Source organism: Rothia sp. P6271, assembly GCF_048512995.1.
Classification (GTDB): Bacteria; Actinomycetota; Actinomycetes; order Actinomycetales; family Micrococcaceae; genus Rothia.
Genome location: NZ_JBLXXV010000007.1, coordinates 1 through 18,946, shown reverse-complemented (window position 1 = coordinate 18,946; position 18,946 = coordinate 1). Strand labels below are relative to the sequence as shown.

Below are 18,946 nucleotides of genomic sequence, written 5' to 3'. Positions count from 1 at the left end.
ATCCTCCAAAAGCAGAACGTAAGGAGAACGGCAGCTATGCCGAAGCAGAAGACCCACTCTGGTGCTAAAAAGCGCTTCAAGCTCACCGGTACCGGCAAGGTTAAGCGCCAGCAGGCCAACCGTCGCCACTACCTAGAGCACAAGTCCTCTCGCCTTACCCGCCGTCTGGCTTCTGACCAGATTGTTACCGGCGGTCAGGCTAAGGTCATCAAAAAGATGTTGGGTAAATAAGCCCTCTCATCTTTGAGAAACTTGTGCCTCAACGGGCAATAACTTTTTAGACTCGCTCCTTGACTGGCATCAGCTAGCAAGGACAATAAGACGAAGGAGACACACGTGGCACGTGTGAAACGCGCGATTAACGCGCATAAGAAGCGCCGAGTAATTCTTGAACGCGCATCCGGTTACCGCGGACAGCGTTCACGCCTTTACCGTAAGGCAAAAGAACAAGTCATCCATTCATTGGTATACAGCTACGATCACCGTCGTAAAAAGAAGGGTGACTTCCGCCGCCTATGGATTCAGCGTATCAACGCTGCAGCTCGTGCTGAGGGCCTCACCTACAACCGTTTCATTCAGGGCTTGAAAGCTGCTGAGGTTGAAGTTGATCGTCGTATGTTGGCTGAACTAGCAGTCAACGAGCCGGCAGCTTTCTCTGCACTTGTAGAGATTGCTAAGAACAACTTGCCTGAGGACACTTCTGCACCTAAAGGTGAATAATTCTTAAAAGAATACGATTGTGCCGTTCTCTACTACAAGTAGAGAACGGCACAATCGTATTCTGGGCTTTTTCAGGGCAAAAGATACAGAAAAATATATATCCGGTAGAGTGGAGACCGTGGATTTTAAAAAACGTTTAAGTACCCCCGTTATCATGGAAAACCCTCAGGCTGACCGTGTTAAAGACATCGCATCATTAGCAACACGTCGTGGGCGTCATAAGAAAAAACAATTTCTTGTAGAAGGCCCGCAAGCCGTAAGAGAAGCCCTCAACGCGCATCTTCATACGCCACTTCTTGATGCCGTATACGTAACGGAACGTGCTTTCGACCGTCACCGTGATATTGCTGAACTACTCGAAAAAGTACACGGCACACCGACACCAGAACAAGGCCGTAAAGTTTTTATGCGCATGGTCACTGAAGAAGTGCTCGAAGCCATGTCGGATGCTGTCACCCCACAAGGAATGATTGCTATAGCGTTCATTCAAGAACCCGATATATCACGTATTTTCTCGGCTCAAGGAAAAATACCTCAACTGGTTGCTGTCCTTGCGCGCCTGCAAGACCCCGGTAATGCGGGAACTATTATTCGTGCCGCCGATGCTGCTGGCGCCGATTTAATTGTGAGCACGGCAGACACCGTAGATATCTATAACCCTAAGACCGTGCGCTCTACTGCCGGTTCACTTTTTCATCTTCCTGTGGTGAGTAATCTAGCCTTGGCAGATTTTATTGAGACTGCACGTCGTTACGGTATGGGTATTCTTGCTGCAGATGGGTACGGGGCACTAGACCTTGACGAGCTATCGGATATTGCAGCCGCTAAACGATGGGCAATCCCTCATGATGAGAGCTCATACGATCTTTCTCAACCAACGGTATGGCTATTGGGCAACGAAGCTCAAGGGCTAAGCGCCGATGAGAAAGCTTTAGCTGATGAGCGCGTTGCAGTTCCTGTTCATGGTTCTGCAGAATCTCTCAACGTGAGTGTTGCTGCCGCATTATGCCTGTACGCTTCAGCTCGAGCGCAACACGGAACGAAAAAATGACCCATATTTTTCCTCTCCAAGTTGTTGGCGGGGCCATCGTCGATTCTTTAGAACATCCGACTCGGCTTCTGATTGGGCAACGTCACGCCCCCAAAGAACTTGCTGGTCTATGGGAGTTTCCTGGCGGAAAAGTTGAAACCGGTGAGAGCTGTGAACAAGCCTTAACACGTGAACTTTATGAAGAACTTTCTATACGCGTCACGTTAGGGCACGAGATTACGGGACCTTATTCTCAGGGGTGGGCTTTATCAGAGCAAGCTGCCATGCGCGTATGGTTCTGCGCCATCTCTTCAGGAGAAGCTCATATGGTTGAAGGACACCAACAAATACAATGGGTTGATATTGACAGTAGCCTACTATCGCTTGACTGGATACCGGCAGATTACCCGATTGTACAAAAACTGATAAAGATGACAACAATGCCTCATCCTAGTGGACTGTGCACAGAGAACACCGAAGGTACACTAAACTAGGATGAAGACGAGATAAAAGGCGCATTCTGCGCTATACCACTATGCAACGAGACGAGTTATTAATGACTGATTCATTATCTGAAAGCACTAATCTGCCAGAGTCTTACCATACTCTGGCGAGCCTTCAAGAAGTTCTTGAAGCAGATTCTGTGCAGGGAATAGAGCGAGTTAAGGACGCTTTTTCCCAAGAACTTTCACGCGCCTTAGCTGCTGTTGAAGAATCATCAAACACCTTTGATGAACTCAAACAAACACGTTTAGCCTTCTTGGGAGATAAAGGAAGCTTCACTCTCGCCAATAAGCAGATGCGTCACCTCTCTAAAGAGCACAAAGCTGAGGTCGGCAAACTCATGGGGCAGGCTCGTGGACGTCTGAGTAAAGCTATCGAAGCGCGTAATAGTGAGCTTGAAGAAGAACACGCTGCTCGTATTCTCGTTGAGGAAGCGGTAGATGTTACTGCTGTTTCCGCACGTCGCGCACTAGGCGGACGGCATCCTATTAATATTTTGCAAGATCGTCTCACCGATATTTTTGTGGCTATGGGATGGGAAGTTGCTGACGGCCCTGAAGTCGAATCAGAATGGTACAACTTTGACTCATTGAATTTCCCTCCAGACCATCCTGCCCGTGAACTTCAAGATACATTCTTTGTTGAGCCTGTACAGGCACATTTGATGCTTCGTACTCATACTTCACCAGTACAGATGCGTTCTTTGCTCACTCGTGAGCTTCCGGTATATGTTGTCTGCCCTGGGCAGGTGTATCGTACTGACGAACTCGACGCAACTCACACTCCTGTATTCCACCAGATTGAAGGTCTTGCCGTCGATAAAGGGCTCACCATGGCAGATCTCAAAGGAACTCTTGAACATATGGCTCGAGAGATGTTCGGTGACGACGCAAAAATTCGTTTACGCCCCAATTACTTCCCCTTTACGGAGCCTTCTGCCGAACTAGACCTCTGGCACCCAGGGGCTAAGGGCGGGCCCCGCTGGATTGAATGGGGCGGTTGCGGCATGGTTAACCCGCAGGTGCTTCGTGCAGCAGGTATTGACCCCGAAGAATACTCTGGTTTTGCGTTCGGCATGGGTATTGAAAGAACCCTGATGTTCCGCAACGGTGTAGAAGACATGCGTGACATTATTGAAGGCGACGTTCGCTTTTCACAGCAGTTTGGAATGGAGATTTAAAAGATGCGGATACCTCTCTCATGGTTGCGTGAGTACGCACCCGTCCCTGAAGAAGCACGTTCCGAAGACGTCATGGAAACCTTGGTGAAGGTTGGACTCGAAGAAGAAGACGTTCACCGTCCTACCGACGAAATTTCAGGGCCGATTGTCATTGGACAGGTCCTTTCTCAAGAACCAGAAACCCACTCCAACGGTAAAACCGTGAACTGGTGTCAGGTGCGTGTTGTCCCTGAAGGGCAGACTCAAACCCTCACTGGTAAAGGCATCGAAGAATCTGGGATTCAAGGAATTATCTGTGGTGCCCATAACTTTAGAGTGGGCGATAAAGTTGTTGTCACACTCCCCGGTGCTGTACTACCTGGCGGTTTTGCGATTACTGCACGTAAAACATACGGTCACAAATCAGCTGGTATGCTTGCCTCTGCCCGCGAACTAGGATTAGGTGAAGACACCGGCGGAATCATTGTTTTATCTGATTTAGGGCTAGACCCCGAAATCGGTACTGACGCAATGGAACTACTGGGCTTATACGATGAAGCCGCAGAAGTTAATGTCACGCCTGACCGCGGATATGCATTCTCCATTCGAGGTATTGCACGCGAATACTGCCATGCAGTAGGGGAGCCTTTCCATGACTTCGTCACAGACTTAGCAGAACGCGCGCCTCAAACACACCCCTCAGATCATGAGGTCACTCTCAACGATGAAGCTCCTATCCACGGCAAACCTGGTTGCACACGCTTCGTCACTCGCAAAGTTACCAACGTCGCATCGGACACCCCGACTCCGTTGTGGCTGGCTTCACGTTTGCGTTTAGCTGGAATTCGTTCGGTATCCCTCCCTGTAGACATCTCAAACTACGTCATGTTAGAGACAGGGCAGCCACTCCACTTTTACGATGCACAGAAACTTTCTGGTTCATTGTCAGTACGTCGCGCTCGCGAAGGTGAAACTCTTCTAACCTTAGACGAGAAAGAACGTACTTTACATCCAGAAGATCTCGTCATCTGTGATGATTCTGGTGCTATTGCTCTTGCCGGTGTTATGGGCGGAGCAAGTACTGAAGTGACGGCTGAAACACGTGAGATTCTCATCGAGTCTGCACGTTTTGATGAGGTCTCTATTGCTCGTTCGTCGCGTCGTCATAAGCTCTCGTCAGATGCTTCTAAACGTTTTGAACGCGGCGTAGATTCTGCGTTGCAGGCAGCTGCTGCGCAGCGTGCTGTTGAACTATTGGTAGAACTTGCTGGGGCAACGATCGCCGCAGAATCTAGCGATGTGAACCATACTGTTCAACCTCAACCGATTTGCCTTCCTGCAGATTACACACAATCTCGTATTGGAGTTGCATACACTCAGGAAGAGATTGTTAGCACATTGGAATCTATTGGTGCTCAGGTGAAGACTGCTGATGATGTGTATGAGGTGCTTCCTCCTACATGGCGTCCTGACCTGACAGATAAAGAAGACCTGACAGAAGAGGTTGCTCGTCTTATCGGATATGACAAGATTCCTTCGACTGTTCCGGTTGCTCCTCCTGGACGCGGATACACTGTTGAGCAGATGACTCGCCGTCGTGTTCTTGACGCGCTTGCTTCAAGCGGGATGACTGAAGTGTACGCTTATCCTTTCGTCTCTGCTCAAGCAAATAACGTGTGGGCTCAGCCTGTTGCCGGTGACGTTGTAGCCTCTATTCAGCTTGCTAACCCGATTTCAGAGGCTCAAGGTTTTCTTCGCCGGTCTTTGCTTCCAGGGCTGATGGACGTTCTTAAACGTAATATTTCCCGTGGGTTCCGCAACCTTGCTCTTTATGAGACGGGGCATATTTTTGTTCCTTCAACTCAGCATGGTTCGGAGAGTATTCCTGGTTTGGGGAAGCGTCCTTCTGATGAGGTTATTGCTGATTTGAATGCGGGTATTCCTCACCAACCGCGGTATATTTCTGGTGTATTCTGTGGTGATGAACATGAACAGATGCCTGGTACGTCTGCTCGCGCTTATGATTGGCGTGACACATTAGATGCTGTGGGATTGATTGCTGATGTCGCCGGTGCAGAGTTCAAACTTGCTCAGGGGACTCATCAGGCTTTCCATCCCGGCCGTACCGCTGTACTTTCTGATTCTTCTGGTGCGGTAATTGGTTATGCAGGAGAGCTCCATCCACAGCTACTGAAAGAGCACGATCTTCCTGAACGTACTTGTGCTTTTGAGATTAATTTCTCGGCATTGCTTGAGGATAAAGCTGAAGTCGTTGAGGCTTATAGCATTTTTGGGTACCCAGCAGCTACGCAGGATGTTGCATTATTAGTTGATGTCGAGGTCCCCGCTGCTGATGTGGCTCTGGCTTTATCTGAAGGCGCTGGTGAACTTCTAGAAGATTTACGAATCTTTGATGATTACCGCGGTGAGGGTATTCCTGAGGGTAAGAAATCTGTGGCTTTTGCTTTACGTTTTAGAGCTTCAGACCGTACTCTGACAGCTGAAGAAGCGAGTGCTTCTCGTGAGGCTGCTGTGGCCGTAGCAGTAGAACGTTTTGGTGCTGTGCCTCGTGTCTAAGAGTAGTTTGTTCTAACGCGCATCCATGGTGGTGTTTGTGGTGCTGATGCTAGTTTGTGCTGGTGTCAGCACCATTTTTTCAGGAGTTTATGAGGTTTATCGTGAAGAATGAAAAAATCAGAAATCTCTGAGGAAATCAGGGGACTCTAGTTGTTATCTAACGGGGCTTTTTGAGAAGTACACGTACAATGGTGTCTTATCCTCAGTGAGAGAAAACTATCTAAAACATCGGGAGATAATATCGTGACTGAAGAACCCGACAACGATTCTTTTTTTGGCTTTGATAAGGCTGAAGATTATGATGATGAGGTTGTTGATCACCGTAGCCGTTGGCTAACCGTCGGAATTATTATCCTTGCGATTATTTCTTCGGTATTTTTGGGTATCCAAGGGGAACGTTCGTTGTCTGCTGCATCTTTCCACTCTGGTTATGAAGATCGTACGTGGGTATTGACTGGAACCTATAAGGATCTGACTCCTGATTTGAAGACAAAAGACAATGTTGCGATTTATAGCGGTAAATTGCCGGTGGATCAGCAACTTGATAACAAGTTATTTATTTCTGACTTGGGGGATCCTCTGACTGTTCACGCTGGTGAGATGGTTGAGTTCCGTGGTTCTGACGTTGGTCGTGTTCGAGCAGATTTCCCTCAAGAGGTAGATGCCTTGTTGGCGAAGACGAAGGATAATTCTATTGAGGTTATTCGTACTGGCGCTCAAGGTACGTTGAAGCCGATTACTGCTGATGTGGTATTTTCTGAACAGCTTACTGGTTGGGCGTATATCATTGGTGCTTTTGTGATTTTTGCTGGTGGTATTTTTGTGTCGGTGAAGATTAATCGTCGTCGTTCTGTGATGGATGATAACGAGTATTAGTCTTGTGTCACGGAACTTTTGAGTTTTGGTAAGAAGAAGCCTTTTGCGATGATGGTACATCTCGTAAGAGGCTTCTTTTTTGCCGGTTTATGCTATCCGTTAAAGAGTATGTTTATGCTTATATAGATGCTTACTATGGAGCATTTTTTGCATACTCTTTAGGAAGTATTCGTGTATTTTTCCTATAAGTGTATAAATATCGTAAAAATACTCATATAATCGGTGTGTGCTGTAGAAGATGTACAGCAGTCTAGTTTTCTTATTCTGTGATGTTGCGGGACTAGACTAACTAGCAGATTGCTTTGCTGAGAAAGAGAATGAAGAGAATGTCTATCCCCTCGACGAAAACAGCTCGTCAAGCTCGAATTGTTGATTTATTGCAAAAACATCATGTTCGTTCCCAGGCTGAGTTAGCGCAATTACTCGTCGACGATGGGGTCAAAGTAACGCAAGCTACCTTATCCCGTGATCTTGTTGAGATTGGCGCGGAGCGTGTGCGTGATGAGAAGTCCGGATTAATTTACGCGGTTCCTCATCATCCCGTTCGCCGTTCATCTGCAGACGGTGTTGATGCGCGCATGATTTCTTTGTTTAAGGAACTTCTCATCACTGCTGAAGCCTCTGCGAATTTAGTTATTCTTCGGACTCCTCCAGGTGCTGCACAATTTATGGCGTCTGCTATTGATCAAGCGAGTATTGAACCTATTCTTGGTACTATCGCTGGTGACGATACTGTTATGGTGATTACTCGTGACCCTCTTGGTGGGGAACAGATGGCTCAAAAATTTTTGGAGTGGGCAGCTTAGCCCTGTTTCTGGTGTTCTTCGATGAGCTGTTGCATTTCTGTGAGCTGGAAGAACTGAGCAACTTCGAGTGGGTGTTGTACGCCGATGCTTAAATCTGCTCCTGCGTTGAGAAGTCGTTGTGCGATCTCTTGGCTATTTTTAAATACTGCGCACAGTAACGCGGTTTGTCCTCTGTCGTTGAGGCGGTTAACGTCTGCTTGGTGTTTGAGTAATAGTTCAACGACGTTGAGCTGCTGGTGGTAGCTTGCAAGGATGAGCAGGGTGTCGCCTTGGGAGTTGGTGAGGTTTGCGGGAATACCTTGGTTAAGTAGTGGTTCTAGTTCTTCGGTATTTCCTTCTCGTGCGAGGTCAAAAACTCGGTTGAGTAGGTCAATTTCTGCGGGGGTTAGTTCAGTCATAAGAATCTCCTGTGTTATTGTGAGTAAATCATAATAACAGATTTGCGCTTCCGAATAAAGCAAACTTCTTCTGAACGAAACCTTACGCAATCTTCAAAAGCTGAGGTTGCTGTCGCTCTTCTCCTGAGAACTTGACGTGCACTAATATGAGAACGTACCCAAAGCCTACAATGAATAGAACACAACGTGACAACCTCCCTCGAAAACCCTTGTAATGTAGCAAATCTTCTTCTCTCTCATACTCACCTTGACCGTCATGCGTTGCTATATCAAGGTACTGTTCTGAGCTACCGTCAATTACAAGAACGAGTGGTTCGCGCTCAAATAGAACTACGAGAGCTTGGAGTGGGGTATCAGACTCCAGTGGCGCTTTGCTTGCCTAATATTGTGGCAATGCCGGTGTACTATTATGCGATTATCTCTCTGGGAGCAGTGTGTATTCCGCTAAATCCTTTACTTTCAGAGCGTGAAGTGCAATATCACCTAGAAGACTCTGGCGCGCAGTTGCTGATCGCATGGGAAGGGTCTCGGGTCGTAACGGAACAGGTCTCCTTTGCCGGGGTGCAACAGCACATTGTAGATGCTCAGGCTTTTGTGAGTCCTTCGGATATGGGCATAGCTACCTTAGAAGATGTCGCTGTTGAATTAGTGCAGGTTTCACCTCAACATCCTGCCGTCATTCTCTATACCTCCGGTACTACGGGAAAACCCAAGGGTGCTATTTTGACCCATCACAATCTTTTATCAAACGCTATGACGGTGGCAGAATTCTTTGATTACACTGCAGAAGATGTTTTCTTCGGGGGGCTACCGCTTTTCCATTCTTTTGGGCAAACAGTTTCGATGAACGCTGTTTTTGCAGCAGGTGCTTCGGTTGCTTTGCTGCCACGTTTTACTGCTGAGTCTGCTATCGAGTTATGTGTTCAAGCTAAGGTGAGTATTATTGCTGCGGTGCCGTCGATGTATGCTGCAATATCTGCAACTTTAGAGGGGCAAGAATCTTCGGCGTTAATGGGGAATATTCGTTATGGAATTTCTGGCGGTTCTCCTTTACTCGCGTCAACTCATACCGATTTTTATCAGCTGGTTGGCTGTCACATCCTTGAAGGATACGGCTTATCTGAAGCTTCTCCGGTTGTCTCTTTTAATCAGCCTTCTCGCCCGCCTGTTATTGGTTCTGTTGGGACGGCATTGACGGGTATTCAAGTGCAAGTGCGTGATAACTCTGGAGAGCTGCTCCCCGTGGGGGTTCCTGGGCAGCTGTGGGTCAGTGGGCCTAATGTGATGCTGGGGTACTGGAATAATGTTGAGGCAACTTCTCAGGTGCTCTCTGAGGGGTGGTTAGCAACGGGGGATGTGGCAACTATCGATGAGCAGGGGAACATTTTTATTGTTGATCGACTCAAAGACATGATTTTACGTCACGGATATTCTGTGTACCCTCGAGAGATTGAAGATGTTATTGCTGCGCACCCTCGGGTGCGCATGGTTGCTGTTGTAGGGCGAAAAGATGTACGTGTGGGGGAGGAGATTTATGCTTTTATCCTTCCTCGTCAGCGTTGCTCTCAGGATGAACAAGAGGTTCTTTGTGAGGAAGTTGAGCATTTGTGTAGCCAACAACTTGCTGTGTATAAACGTCCTCGTCATTATCGGGTTGTTGACTCATTGCCTTTAGGTGCTACTGGAAAAGTTCTCAAGCGTGAGCTGCGTCAATAGCTTATTAAAAGACCTTTGAAGAAATATTATCCATAGGTTTGCATATTTATAGATAATTATTCATACTTGTTGATAGTGAACAAACCCACTTCACCACCGACAAAACAAAGGAACACCCCATGAAAGAACGCGTCGTCCTAGCATACTCTGGCGGACTAGACACATCTGTAGCCATCGGCTGGATTGCAGAAGCAACCGGAGCAGAAGTCATCGCCGTAGCCGTAGATGTAGGACAAGGCGGAGAAGACCTCGAAACCATCCGCCAACGAGCACTAGACTGCGGAGCCGTCGAAGCCTACATCGCGGACGCCCGCGAAGAATTCGCCACTGAATACTGCATGCCCGCACTCGCAGCAAACGCCCTCTACATGGACGCTTACCCTCTAGTCTCAGCACTATCTCGTCCCGTCATCGTCAAACACCTTGTACAAGCCGCCCAAAAATTCAACGCAACCACCGTTGCCCACGGTTGCACAGGAAAAGGAAACGACCAAGTCCGTTTCGAAGTAGGTATTCAAACCCTCGGACCAGAACTCACCTGTATCGCACCAGTACGCGACCTTGCCCTCACACGAGAAAAAGCTATCAGCTACGCAGAACACAACAACCTACCTATCGTTACCACTAAGAAAAACCCATTCTCCATCGACCAAAACGTCTGGGGTCGAGCTGTAGAAACAGGGTTCCTCGAAGACATCTGGAACGCACCGACCAAAGATGTCTACGACTACACCGACGACCCCACATTCTCCCCAGCACCAGATACCTGCACCGTAACTTTCAAACATGGAATCCCCACCGCTATCGACGAAAAACCCGTAACACCGCTAGAAGCCATCACCGAAATGAACCGCCGAGCAGGAGCGCAAGGCATCGGACGAATCGACATCGTAGAAGACCGACTCGTTGGCATCAAATCTCGAGAAATCTACGAAGCACCCGGGGCCATGGCGCTTATTGCAGCTCATCAAGAACTTGAAAACGTCACCATCGAACGTGAACAAGCACGCTTCAAAAAAATTGTTGGCCAACGCTGGAGTGAACTCGTCTATGACGGACAATGGTTCTCCCCTCTAAAAAAATCTCTTGACGCCTTCATCCAAGACACCCAACAGATGGTCAACGGAGAGATCCGTATGGACCTACACGCCGGACGAGCAGTCGTCACCGGACGACGCTCCACAAGCTCTCTCTACGACTTCAACCTCGCAACCTACGATGAAGGCGACTCCTTCAACCAATCGCACGCACGCGGGTTTATCGAAATCTTTGGTCTGTCCTCAAAAGTCGCCTCCGCACGAAATCAACGCCTCAACCCCTAACACCGCACACCTACATCCCTCTACCAAGGTTCAAACTTATGTCTTCAGCACCTTCGAACGGCACAAATTCTGGTTCGCTCTGGGGAGGCCGATTCGCCTCAGGCCCAGCCGATTCCCTTGCCGCACTGTCTAAATCAACTCATTTTGATTGGCGTCTAGCACCCTACGATATCGCTGGATCTCGAGCACACGCCCGCGTACTACACCGTGCACATCTGCTCAACGACACAGAACTAGAACAGATGCTCACCGCCTTAAACACGCTCGAAAAAGATGTTCGGGAAGGAACTTACACCCCCGCAGAACACCACGAAGACGTTCATGGTTCCCTCGAACAAGGGCTACTAGACCGTGCCGGCAAACAACTCGGAGGAAAACTTCGTGCCGGACGTTCCCGCAACGACCAAATCGCAACACTTGGCAAAATGTACTTACGAGATAGTGCAGCTGCCCTTGCCCGCAAACTCCTCGAAGTTATCGACGCTCTGCTTTACCAAGGGGAACAACACCCCTACGCCCCTATGCCTGGACGTACCCACCTACAACACGCACAACCTATCCTCTTATCTCACCATCTCTACGCTCATGCTTGGGCTCTTAGCCGAAATCTTGAACGTTTCCAAGACTGGGATCGCAGAGCAGCCGTCTCACCCTATGGGGCTGGCGCATTAGCAGGTTCCTCTTTAGAGCTTGACCCAGAATCCATCGCACAAGAACTCGGGTTTAGCTCAGCAAGCTATAACTCTCTTGACGCAACGGCCTCACGTGACGTTTACGCTGAATTTTTATGGATTGCTTCCATGACAGCTATTGACCTATCCCGTCTATGTGAAGAAATCATCCTCTGGTCAACCCAAGAATTTTCTTTCGTCACCCTCGATGACGCCTTTTCAACAGGGTCCTCCATCATGCCTCAAAAGAAGAACCCCGATATCGCAGAACTTGCTCGTGGCAAAACAGGTCGTATCATTGGCGATCTCACCGGTCTCTTAGCGACACTTAAAGCGTTACCGCTTGCCTACAATAGAGACCTACAAGAAGATAAAGAACCCCTTTTCGACGCTATCGACCAGCTCCACCTTCTCTTACCTGCTATTGCCGGCATGGTCGGAACACTGATATTCAACACGGAACGCATGAGATCCCTCGCCCCGAAAGGTTTTGCGTTAGCCACCGACATCGCCGAGTGGCTTGTCCGTGAAGGCGTCCCCTTCCGAGAAGCCCACGAAATAACAGGCGAAGTCGTCCAACACTGTGAAAAGAATCAATGCGAGTTATGGGAGTTAAGCGAAGAAGACTATCTCAATATTTCTCCTCACCTGAGCTCCGGCGTACATGAGATACTCACACTAGAAGGCTCCCTCACCTCTCGAAAGACTCAAGGCGGAACTGCACCAGAAGCCGTTGCTAAACAACGTCAAAAACTTCTTGAAGTGTTGAACGAACAGCGAAATTTTGCTTCACGAAAACCTCTGGTCGAGCCTTGGACGAACTCCTAAGAAGGGTATACTGTGTTGTTTCTTGAACAAGGTATTTTAAAACTACTCAGTATCACTCAGATTTTTGGCGTATAATCTCCTACGGACTTTCTACTGTTATAAACGCCGCCATCATACGGCACGTAAGGTTTACATCACTCATGCATCAGAATGTATCTGCCGATATGCCCATCGACGAGTTAATTCCCGCCGCATGCGCACAAATACCGGACTACCCTAAAGAAGGTATTCTTTTCTACGACGTCACAACGCTTTTCGCTCACCCCGAAGTGTTCAAACGTTCCATCGACGAACTCGTTCATCGTTTCAAAGGAACCTTCGACATCGTTGCAGGCGTTGAAGCTCGTGGATTCCTTATGGCATCTGCTATCGCATACGCCGCAGGTACCGGAGTGATGACAGTACGTAAAGCAGGAAAACTGCCTCGAGATACCTTCACTAAAGAATACGAACTCGAATACGGCTCCGCGGCTATCGAAATTCACCGTGACGATATTCCTGCAGGAACGCGTGTACTCATCGTCGACGATCTGCTTGCAACCGGCGGAACTCTTGCTGCTGCCGCATTCTTAATGGAACAAGCCCAACTTAAAGTTGCTGGTATCGGCGTCCTTCTTGAACTCGACGGACTTGGCGGACGCGAAGCTATCGGAAACTACACCATCGAAGCGCTGAGCACCGTGACCGAATAAAAGGTGACCGACCAAAATCTTGAAGGAGGAGTAAGTTGTGTAAAACAGCGACACACAACTTATTCCTCTTTCCATTTCCACTAGAGTAGTAGCTCAACAAAAACGGTTTAATACTGCATAGGCATAGCGAATTAAAGAGTCCTCATCTTAAAGATGTTCTGCCACCTCTGAACGAAAGAAAGAATACGCATGACCGAGAACCTCAACGAACCTTCAACGTCTACGGCTCAGCAGAGGAACGACGAAACTTACACGCGGGCGCTTAACCTTGAACGTGCCTATGTCAAAAAACTGTATCAACGCTTAGATGAGATGCGCGCTGAAACTGAACAGAAAATCTCTGATGTTCACCTTAACCAAGAGGCTGGTAATCATCAGAACCGTTCAGAACGTGACGCCTACGCCAGACATTATGAAGAGCGGCTGGCTCAGCTTAACGCTGTAGACCACCGTTTAGCTTTTGGACGTTTAGACTTCGACGATGACAAAACCCACTACATTGGTCGTATCGGCATAGCTTCGGCAGATTATCAAAGACTTCTCACCGACTGGCGTGCCCCAGAAGCTGGCACCTTTTACCAAGCTACCGCTTTCGATAGGAACGGTGTGCGCCGTCGACGGCACCTTACCCTTGAACGTCGTGAAGTAACAGCTATTGAAGACGACATCCTCGACGCCTCCTTACTCGAAGATGAGAGCGCTTTACACGGAGAAGGTGCACTATTAGCAGCTTTGAACAGAAAACGTACCGGGCGCATGGGCGATATCGTAGCAACTATCCAATCGGAACAAGACCGTATTATTCGTGCAGATTTGCCAGGAGTTCGAGTCGTTCAAGGCGGACCCGGCACGGGTAAAACAGCAGTCGCTTTGCACCGTGCCGCATACCTGCTATACACCTTCCGCGAGCGCCTGAATAATGCTGGTGTTCTCGTCATTGGGCCAAGTGCTTCTTTTATGTGGTACATCGACCGTGTGCTACCTTCTCTTGGCGAAACTGGAGTGGTGATGTCCTCTCTAGCAACGTTATTCCCCGGAGTACGTGCTGTTGCGGAGAAAGACCTTAAAATTCATCAGCTTAAGGGCGATTTACGTATGGTTGAAGTGATTAAACGTGCTGTACGCGACCGCCAGAAAACCCTCGAAAAAACAGAATTTTTGAAGGTCGGTTCGAACCAGTTAAAGCTGACTCCTCGTATGGTTCGTTCTGCACGTGATCGTGCCCGTTCTACGGGAAAACCTCATAATGAGGCACGTGAAACCTTCGTCAAGATTTTGATTCGTGAGCTGACTCAACAGCTTCAAGAACAACTTGATTCTTCGTCTGGGCAGAGCCTCGAACGTCCTTATCTAGAAGAGGATATTCGTTCTTCTATGGATGTGCGTAAAGCACTGAATCTTGCGTGGATGCCGTTATCCGCTGAGACTTTGGTGCGCTCGCTTTTTGCAAAACCTCATTATCGTGATTCTGCGTTATCTGAGTTTACTGCTGATGAACGTCAACTATTGGCACGGAGCTGGGATGCCCCCCTGACTGAAGCTGATGTACCTCTTCTAGATGAGGCGGCTGAGCTTTTGGGTGATTTTGAGAAAGTTGTTGGTGCTTCGGCTGCTGCTCGTGCACGGTTGGAGCATCTTTCTAACCTTGAGAATGCGAAGAAGACTCTTGAAAATGTTCATGCTCAACTTTCTGATTATGGCGTTGAGGGCGTTATTACTGCTGAACAATTAGCTGATTCTTATGCGGTGGCTCCTGAACGTATGAGCGCTGCTCAGGCTGCATATGCTGATCGTACATGGGCGTATGGGCATATTGTGGTGGATGAGGCTCAGGAGCTGACTCCGATGCAGTGGCGAGTATTGTTCCGCCGTTGTCCCATGAAGTCTATGACGATTGTTGGGGATATTGCTCAGGCTTCTTCTGCGGAGAGCGCTTCGTCATGGGAGCAGGCGTTGGAACCTTTCGTGGGGGATCGTATGACGTTGGAGACGTTAACGGTGAACTATCGTACTCCGGCACAGATTGCTCAAGCTGCGGTTGCTGTTGCTCAGGCTGCGGGGCGTCAGGTGGATGCTCCTCGTGCTGTTCGTCAGGGACAGTGGGCGCCTATTTTGCATCGTGTATCTTCTGAGTCTTTGTGTCAGAAGGTGTTGGAATGTATTACGGCTGAAGTTGATAACGGTGGCGGTCTCATTGGTGTGATTGTTACCGATGAACATTATGCTCAGGTTGTTCAGGCTGTGGCAGAGCAACATCGTGAACGTTTGGGAACGTCTATGACGGCTTTAGAACGTCAGATTCTGGTATTGACACCGTGGGAGTCTAAAGGTTTGGAGTTTGATGTGGTGATTGTTGTTGAGCCTCAGGCTGTTATTCGAGCTTCTCACGGTGCTATTGGCGATTTGTATGTTGCGATGACTCGTCCAACTCAGCGTTTGTATATGGTTGGTGCTGAAGAATTCCCTGCGGGGTTAGAGTAACCGTCGTATAGCGTTGAACGTGCCTCGTGATAGTTTGGGCATGTTTTGTAATGTTTTTGCCGATACACTAGAGACAGTATCTTGAGTTTTTGGAACAATAGGTTTGTCGGGAGAACCGTAAGAAGGAGTAAGTATGTCTGTGAGTATTCTAGAGCAGCAACGTAATGATGATTCTTTTGAGAACATCTGGCAGGAGCTTAAATGGCGCGGTTTAGTACATGTGAGTACTGATGAGCAAGCGTTAGAGAAGGCTCTTTCAGAGCAGACTCTTACTTTTTATACGGGTTATGATCCGACTGCAGCATCCTTGCATTTGGGGCATTTGGTTCAACTGTTGTTGATGCGTCGTTTGCAGCTTGCTGGACATAAGCCTTTAGGCTTGGTGGGTGGTGCAACGGGGCTGATTGGTGATCCTCGCCAGACTTCTGAGCGTGTTTTAAACTCTCGTGATGTTGTAGCTAGTTGGGTGAGCAAGCTTCGTTCTCAGATTGAGCGTTTCTTAGATTTTGAGGGCGAGAATGCTGCTCAGATGGTAAATAATCTTGAGTGGACTTCAGAGCTTTCTGCTATTGATTTTTTGCGTGAGATTGGTAAGAATTTCCGCGTTGGCACGATGGTGAAGAAAGAGATTGTTGCGAAACGTCTGAACTCTGATGAGGGTATTTCTTATACGGAGTTCTCGTATCAGGTGCTTCAGGGTAATGATTTCCTTGAGCTAAATCGTCGGTATGGGTGCACTTTGCAAACTGGTGGTTCTGATCAGTGGGGTAATTTGACTTCTGGTACGGAGCTGATTCGTAAGACGGAGGGCAAGAGTGTACATGCTATCGGTACTCCGTTGATTACGAACTCTGATGGTACGAAGTTTGGTAAGTCTGAGGGTAACGCGATTTGGTTGGACGCTCAGATGTGCTCTCCATATGCGTTCTACCAGTTCTGGCTGAATACTGCTGACGCTGATGTTTTGGATCGTTTGAAAGTCTTTACGTTTAAAACTCGTGAGGAGATTGAACAACTGAGTGTTGCTGTTGAGCAGGAACCTCATAAGCGTTTGGCGCAGAAGACTCTGGCATTTGATGTGACGTCGTTAGTGCATGGTGTTGAAGCAACTCAGAAAGTTATTGCTGCGTCTGAGGCTCTTTTTGGGAAGGGTTCTTTCTCTGATTTAGATGAGGATACTCTTGTCGCTGCTACTGCTGAGCTTCCTCGTGCGTGTGTGAACGTTGACGGTCTAGATATGGTTAACGTTTTATGTGAGAGTGGCTTATCTGAGTCTAAATCTGCTGCGCGGCGTACCCTTAAAGAGGGTGGCGCTTCGATTAATAACGTGAAGGTTCAAGGCGAAGACGCTGCGATTTCTCTTGATGATTTGTTGTTTGGTCGGTATGCGCTGATTCGCCGTGGCAAGAAGAATATGGCGGTTATTGAGGTAACTCGTTAGGTTCTTGATATACAGTCAGGCCCTCCTCTAGTTTTCTAGGGGAGGGCCTGACTGATGTATGGGGCTATGATTTTTTCTTGGTGTTCTGGTAAACGACATCGAGGATATAGAAGAAAACAGTTGGAATCATCGCAATAAACGGTAGTGCAATGAAAACTGCTCCGGTAAAGGTATTCTGTGGGATTTTAGCAAAGGTCATGTCGACGTCTTGTGAGAAGAGCGTTATGCCGATGAGGAAACAGACGAATGGCCAGATGATTTTACTGGGGGAGAGTCCGCTGATACGACTGATGATGGTGTTTGTCGTTTTCTTTGTTCTTTTTCTTTGGAATGCTTGTACCGCTTGTAGTGCTGTGATGATTCCAAGGATAATCAGGAAGATGCCGAGGTAGTAGTTTTGGTAGATGACGTAGTATTTTGCGTTGAAGTTTCCGATGCATAGGGCAAGACCAAAGAGTAGAAATGCGATAGCTACAGATGTCTTTTGCCACGGGTTCGTTCTTTGCCACGGGTTGTGTTTGTTCTGGTTCATAGTGGGCTACCCCCTTCTTTGTGCTTGTCCCCTAATCTACTATGGTTTTTATAAATTTTTAAGGTCTATGGTGTAATCCTGTTGAAGAATTCTTCTTCGCTGAGAACTTGTATTGGTGAGCCTGCTTCTTTGAGGGCAGTGGCTTTAAGTAGCTTTCGTGATGCATTGGAGTTTGCTTTTTCGTGCTGGGGGCTGGGTATTCCGACGATGAGTAATGTTGTTTTCTTCGTGAGGCTTTTTTCTGCTGTTGCTCCGAGAACGGTGATAAGTTCTTGCACTGCACTACGTTGGCCGTGTTTGAGTGTTCCTGTTATAGCAATGCGTTCTCCTTCTAAACAGGGGGTTTGTCCATATCTTTCGATGAGTTCTTGAGCTGAGAGCTGTTCTGCATAGAGGCCTGGGCGTTGTAGACTTCCGCTTCTATTATTTTGTGTTGGAGGGCAGAGCTCTTGGATTTGTTCATATGGGTAGTCTTCCTGCATACGAACAAATATTTTGGCGCAGGCTATAGCATCTGAAATAGCTTGGTGGTGTGTGAATTCTTCGTTGGGGAAATAATAGTAGTAGACGTTATCGAGGCTTTTACGTTCTATCTCGGATGCAAGAATTTTGCGGGCTAGGCGTAGGGTGCAGAATCGTCGGTTCTCGATTGGTTTTTGTTGGTATAGACGATTGAGGTCAGAGAGTACATATCCGTCGAAGGCCATGTTGTGTGCAACGATAGGATGCTCTCCAATGAACTGAGCAACTTCTTTTGCGATATCTGACCATTCTGGTGCGTCTTCGATGTCTTTTTCGGTGATTCCGTGAACCCAGCTGTTAATAGGGTTGAAGTATCGTACCTCGGGGTGAGGTTTGATGAGGGTGTAGTAGGTGTTGAGGACTTCTCCGTTGGTCGTAAATTTGACCATACCGATGGAGCATGCTGATTTACGTTGTTCGTTGGCAGTTTCAAAGTCGATGGCAATGAAGGTGTTCATAATATTTCTGGGCTTTCTGTGATGCTTTAGTGCTGTTGTATGAGTGGTTTCCTAGAATCGATTTTATCTTTTTAGAGTGACGGTGATTGCTGTTTTGTATCACAATTTTATTTTCTTACTTCTAAATATCACTCTTGACTAGCAGTTTTGTTCTTTTTAGGGGAATCTTTTTCTGAAAATGTGACCGGTGTCTACGTTTTTCAAGTTGCAGAG

Annotated in this window: 17 protein-coding genes; 14 read left to right on the top strand and 3 right to left on the bottom strand. The window is 47.8% G+C overall.

The features are described 5' to 3' along the window. The first annotated feature begins 36 nt into the window (after positions 1-36). From rpmI to ACN08X_RS06140, 8 genes are all read left to right on the top strand, one after another. Positions 37-231: a 50S ribosomal protein L35 gene (gene rpmI, locus ACN08X_RS06175; RefSeq protein ID WP_135011425.1), complete on the top strand. Its 195-nt coding sequence runs from the start codon at positions 37-39 to the stop codon at positions 229-231. Positions 232-336: 105 nt separating this feature from the next. Next, positions 337-720: a 50S ribosomal protein L20 gene (rplT, locus tag ACN08X_RS06170; RefSeq protein WP_419102204.1), complete on the top strand. Its 384-nt coding sequence runs from the start codon at positions 337-339 to the stop codon at positions 718-720. 154 nt (positions 721-874) lie between these two features. Next, on the top strand, positions 875-1,771 hold the full coding sequence (locus tag ACN08X_RS06165; RefSeq protein WP_419108269.1) for a TrmH family RNA methyltransferase: 897 nt from the start codon (positions 875-877) through the stop codon (positions 1,769-1,771). Beyond that, positions 1,768-2,244 (top strand): (deoxy)nucleoside triphosphate pyrophosphohydrolase, encoded by a 477-nt coding sequence (locus ACN08X_RS06160; protein WP_419108231.1) that lies wholly within the window; start codon positions 1,768-1,770, stop codon positions 2,242-2,244. The genes ACN08X_RS06165 and ACN08X_RS06160 overlap by 4 nt, the downstream gene beginning before the upstream one ends. 62 nt (positions 2,245-2,306) lie before the next feature. Next, entirely contained in the window at positions 2,307-3,434 is a 1,128-nt protein-coding gene (pheS, locus tag ACN08X_RS06155) for a phenylalanine--tRNA ligase subunit alpha (protein ID WP_419108230.1), read from the top strand. A 3-nt stretch (positions 3,435-3,437) separates the two neighbouring features. Continuing rightward, on the top strand, positions 3,438-5,990 hold the full coding sequence (gene pheT / locus ACN08X_RS06150) for a phenylalanine--tRNA ligase subunit beta (protein WP_419108229.1): 2,553 nt from the start codon (positions 3,438-3,440) through the stop codon (positions 5,988-5,990). A 243-nt stretch (positions 5,991-6,233) separates the two neighbouring features. Beyond that, positions 6,234-6,866: a hypothetical protein gene (locus ACN08X_RS06145; protein ID WP_419108228.1), complete on the top strand. Its 633-nt coding sequence runs from the start codon at positions 6,234-6,236 to the stop codon at positions 6,864-6,866. 326 nt (positions 6,867-7,192) lie between these two features. Beyond that, positions 7,193-7,672, top strand: coding sequence for an arginine repressor (locus ACN08X_RS06140; RefSeq protein ID WP_419102210.1), 480 nt, complete (start codon positions 7,193-7,195; stop codon positions 7,670-7,672). Here ACN08X_RS06140 and ACN08X_RS06135 read toward each other — a convergent pair. Next, positions 7,669-8,070 (bottom strand): ankyrin repeat domain-containing protein, encoded by a 402-nt coding sequence (locus ACN08X_RS06135; protein ID WP_419102211.1) that lies wholly within the window; start codon positions 8,068-8,070, stop codon positions 7,669-7,671. The two genes, ACN08X_RS06140 and ACN08X_RS06135, sit on opposite strands and share 4 nt — an antisense overlap. Before the next feature lie 186 nt (positions 8,071-8,256). Between ACN08X_RS06135 and ACN08X_RS06130 the strand changes: the two genes are divergently transcribed. The 6 genes from ACN08X_RS06130 to tyrS all read left to right on the top strand — a co-directional run bounded on the left by ACN08X_RS06130 (position 8,257) and on the right by tyrS (position 17,221). Beyond that, entirely contained in the window at positions 8,257-9,786 is a 1,530-nt protein-coding gene (locus tag ACN08X_RS06130; RefSeq protein WP_419108227.1) for an AMP-binding protein, read from the top strand. A gap of 119 nt (positions 9,787-9,905) precedes the next feature. Beyond that, positions 9,906-11,108 carry an argininosuccinate synthase gene (locus ACN08X_RS06125; RefSeq protein ID WP_419108226.1) on the top strand — a complete coding sequence of 401 codons (1,203 nt, stop codon included), beginning with the start codon at positions 9,906-9,908 and terminating at the stop codon, positions 11,106-11,108. Between the two features lie 38 nt (positions 11,109-11,146). Further along, positions 11,147-12,607 (top strand): argininosuccinate lyase, encoded by a 1,461-nt coding sequence (gene argH / locus ACN08X_RS06120; protein WP_419108225.1) that lies wholly within the window; start codon positions 11,147-11,149, stop codon positions 12,605-12,607. Positions 12,608-12,747: 140 nt separating this feature from the next. Then, positions 12,748-13,299 carry an adenine phosphoribosyltransferase gene (locus ACN08X_RS06115; RefSeq protein WP_419102215.1) on the top strand — a complete coding sequence of 184 codons (552 nt, stop codon included), beginning with the start codon at positions 12,748-12,750 and terminating at the stop codon, positions 13,297-13,299. Between the two features lie 189 nt (positions 13,300-13,488). Further along, the gene (locus tag ACN08X_RS06110) at positions 13,489-15,780 is read left to right on the top strand and encodes a HelD family protein (protein ID WP_419102216.1); all 2,292 of its coding nucleotides are present in this window, start codon (positions 13,489-13,491) and stop codon (positions 15,778-15,780) included. 133 nt (positions 15,781-15,913) lie between these two features. Further along, complete coding sequence (tyrS, locus tag ACN08X_RS06105; RefSeq protein WP_419108224.1) at positions 15,914-17,221, top strand: tyrosine--tRNA ligase; 1,308 nt, start codon at positions 15,914-15,916, stop codon at positions 17,219-17,221. 64 nt (positions 17,222-17,285) lie between these two features. Here the strand turns inward: tyrS and ACN08X_RS06100 are convergent, their stop codons facing one another. Together ACN08X_RS06100 and ACN08X_RS06095 are read right to left on the bottom strand one after the other, a co-directional pair. Next, positions 17,286-17,753, bottom strand: coding sequence for a hypothetical protein (locus ACN08X_RS06100; RefSeq protein WP_419108223.1), 468 nt, complete (start codon positions 17,751-17,753; stop codon positions 17,286-17,288). A 65-nt stretch (positions 17,754-17,818) separates the two neighbouring features. Next, on the bottom strand, positions 17,819-18,733 hold the full coding sequence (locus tag ACN08X_RS06095; RefSeq protein ID WP_419108222.1) for an exonuclease domain-containing protein: 915 nt from the start codon (positions 18,731-18,733) through the stop codon (positions 17,819-17,821). Positions 18,734-18,946 lie beyond the last annotated feature (213 nt).

What these genes read in the sequence shown, in the direction of transcription:
- rpmI (WP_135011425.1), top strand. Translation starts at nt 37, where the DNA reads ATGCCGAAGCAGAAGACCCACTCTGGTGCTAAAAAGCGCTTCAAGCTC.
- ACN08X_RS06165 (WP_419108269.1), top strand. Translation starts at nt 875, where the DNA reads ATGGAAAACCCTCAGGCTGACCGTGTTAAAGACATCGCATCATTAGCA.
- ACN08X_RS06160 (WP_419108231.1), top strand. Translation starts at nt 1,768, where the DNA reads ATGACCCATATTTTTCCTCTCCAAGTTGTTGGCGGGGCCATCGTCGAT.
- pheS (WP_419108230.1), top strand. Translation starts at nt 2,307, where the DNA reads ATGACTGATTCATTATCTGAAAGCACTAATCTGCCAGAGTCTTACCAT.
- pheT (WP_419108229.1), top strand. Translation starts at nt 3,438, where the DNA reads ATGCGGATACCTCTCTCATGGTTGCGTGAGTACGCACCCGTCCCTGAA.
- ACN08X_RS06140 (WP_419102210.1), top strand. Translation starts at nt 7,193, where the DNA reads ATGTCTATCCCCTCGACGAAAACAGCTCGTCAAGCTCGAATTGTTGAT.
- ACN08X_RS06135 (WP_419102211.1), bottom strand. Translation starts at nt 8,070, where the DNA reads ATGACTGAACTAACCCCCGCAGAAATTGACCTACTCAACCGAGTTTTT.
- ACN08X_RS06125 (WP_419108226.1), top strand. Translation starts at nt 9,906, where the DNA reads ATGAAAGAACGCGTCGTCCTAGCATACTCTGGCGGACTAGACACATCT.
- argH (WP_419108225.1), top strand. Translation starts at nt 11,147, where the DNA reads ATGTCTTCAGCACCTTCGAACGGCACAAATTCTGGTTCGCTCTGGGGA.
- ACN08X_RS06115 (WP_419102215.1), top strand. Translation starts at nt 12,748, where the DNA reads ATGCATCAGAATGTATCTGCCGATATGCCCATCGACGAGTTAATTCCC.
- ACN08X_RS06110 (WP_419102216.1), top strand. Translation starts at nt 13,489, where the DNA reads ATGACCGAGAACCTCAACGAACCTTCAACGTCTACGGCTCAGCAGAGG.
- tyrS (WP_419108224.1), top strand. Translation starts at nt 15,914, where the DNA reads ATGTCTGTGAGTATTCTAGAGCAGCAACGTAATGATGATTCTTTTGAG.
- ACN08X_RS06100 (WP_419108223.1), bottom strand. Translation starts at nt 17,753, where the DNA reads ATGAACCAGAACAAACACAACCCGTGGCAAAGAACGAACCCGTGGCAA.
- ACN08X_RS06095 (WP_419108222.1), bottom strand. Translation starts at nt 18,733, where the DNA reads ATGAACACCTTCATTGCCATCGACTTTGAAACTGCCAACGAACAACGT.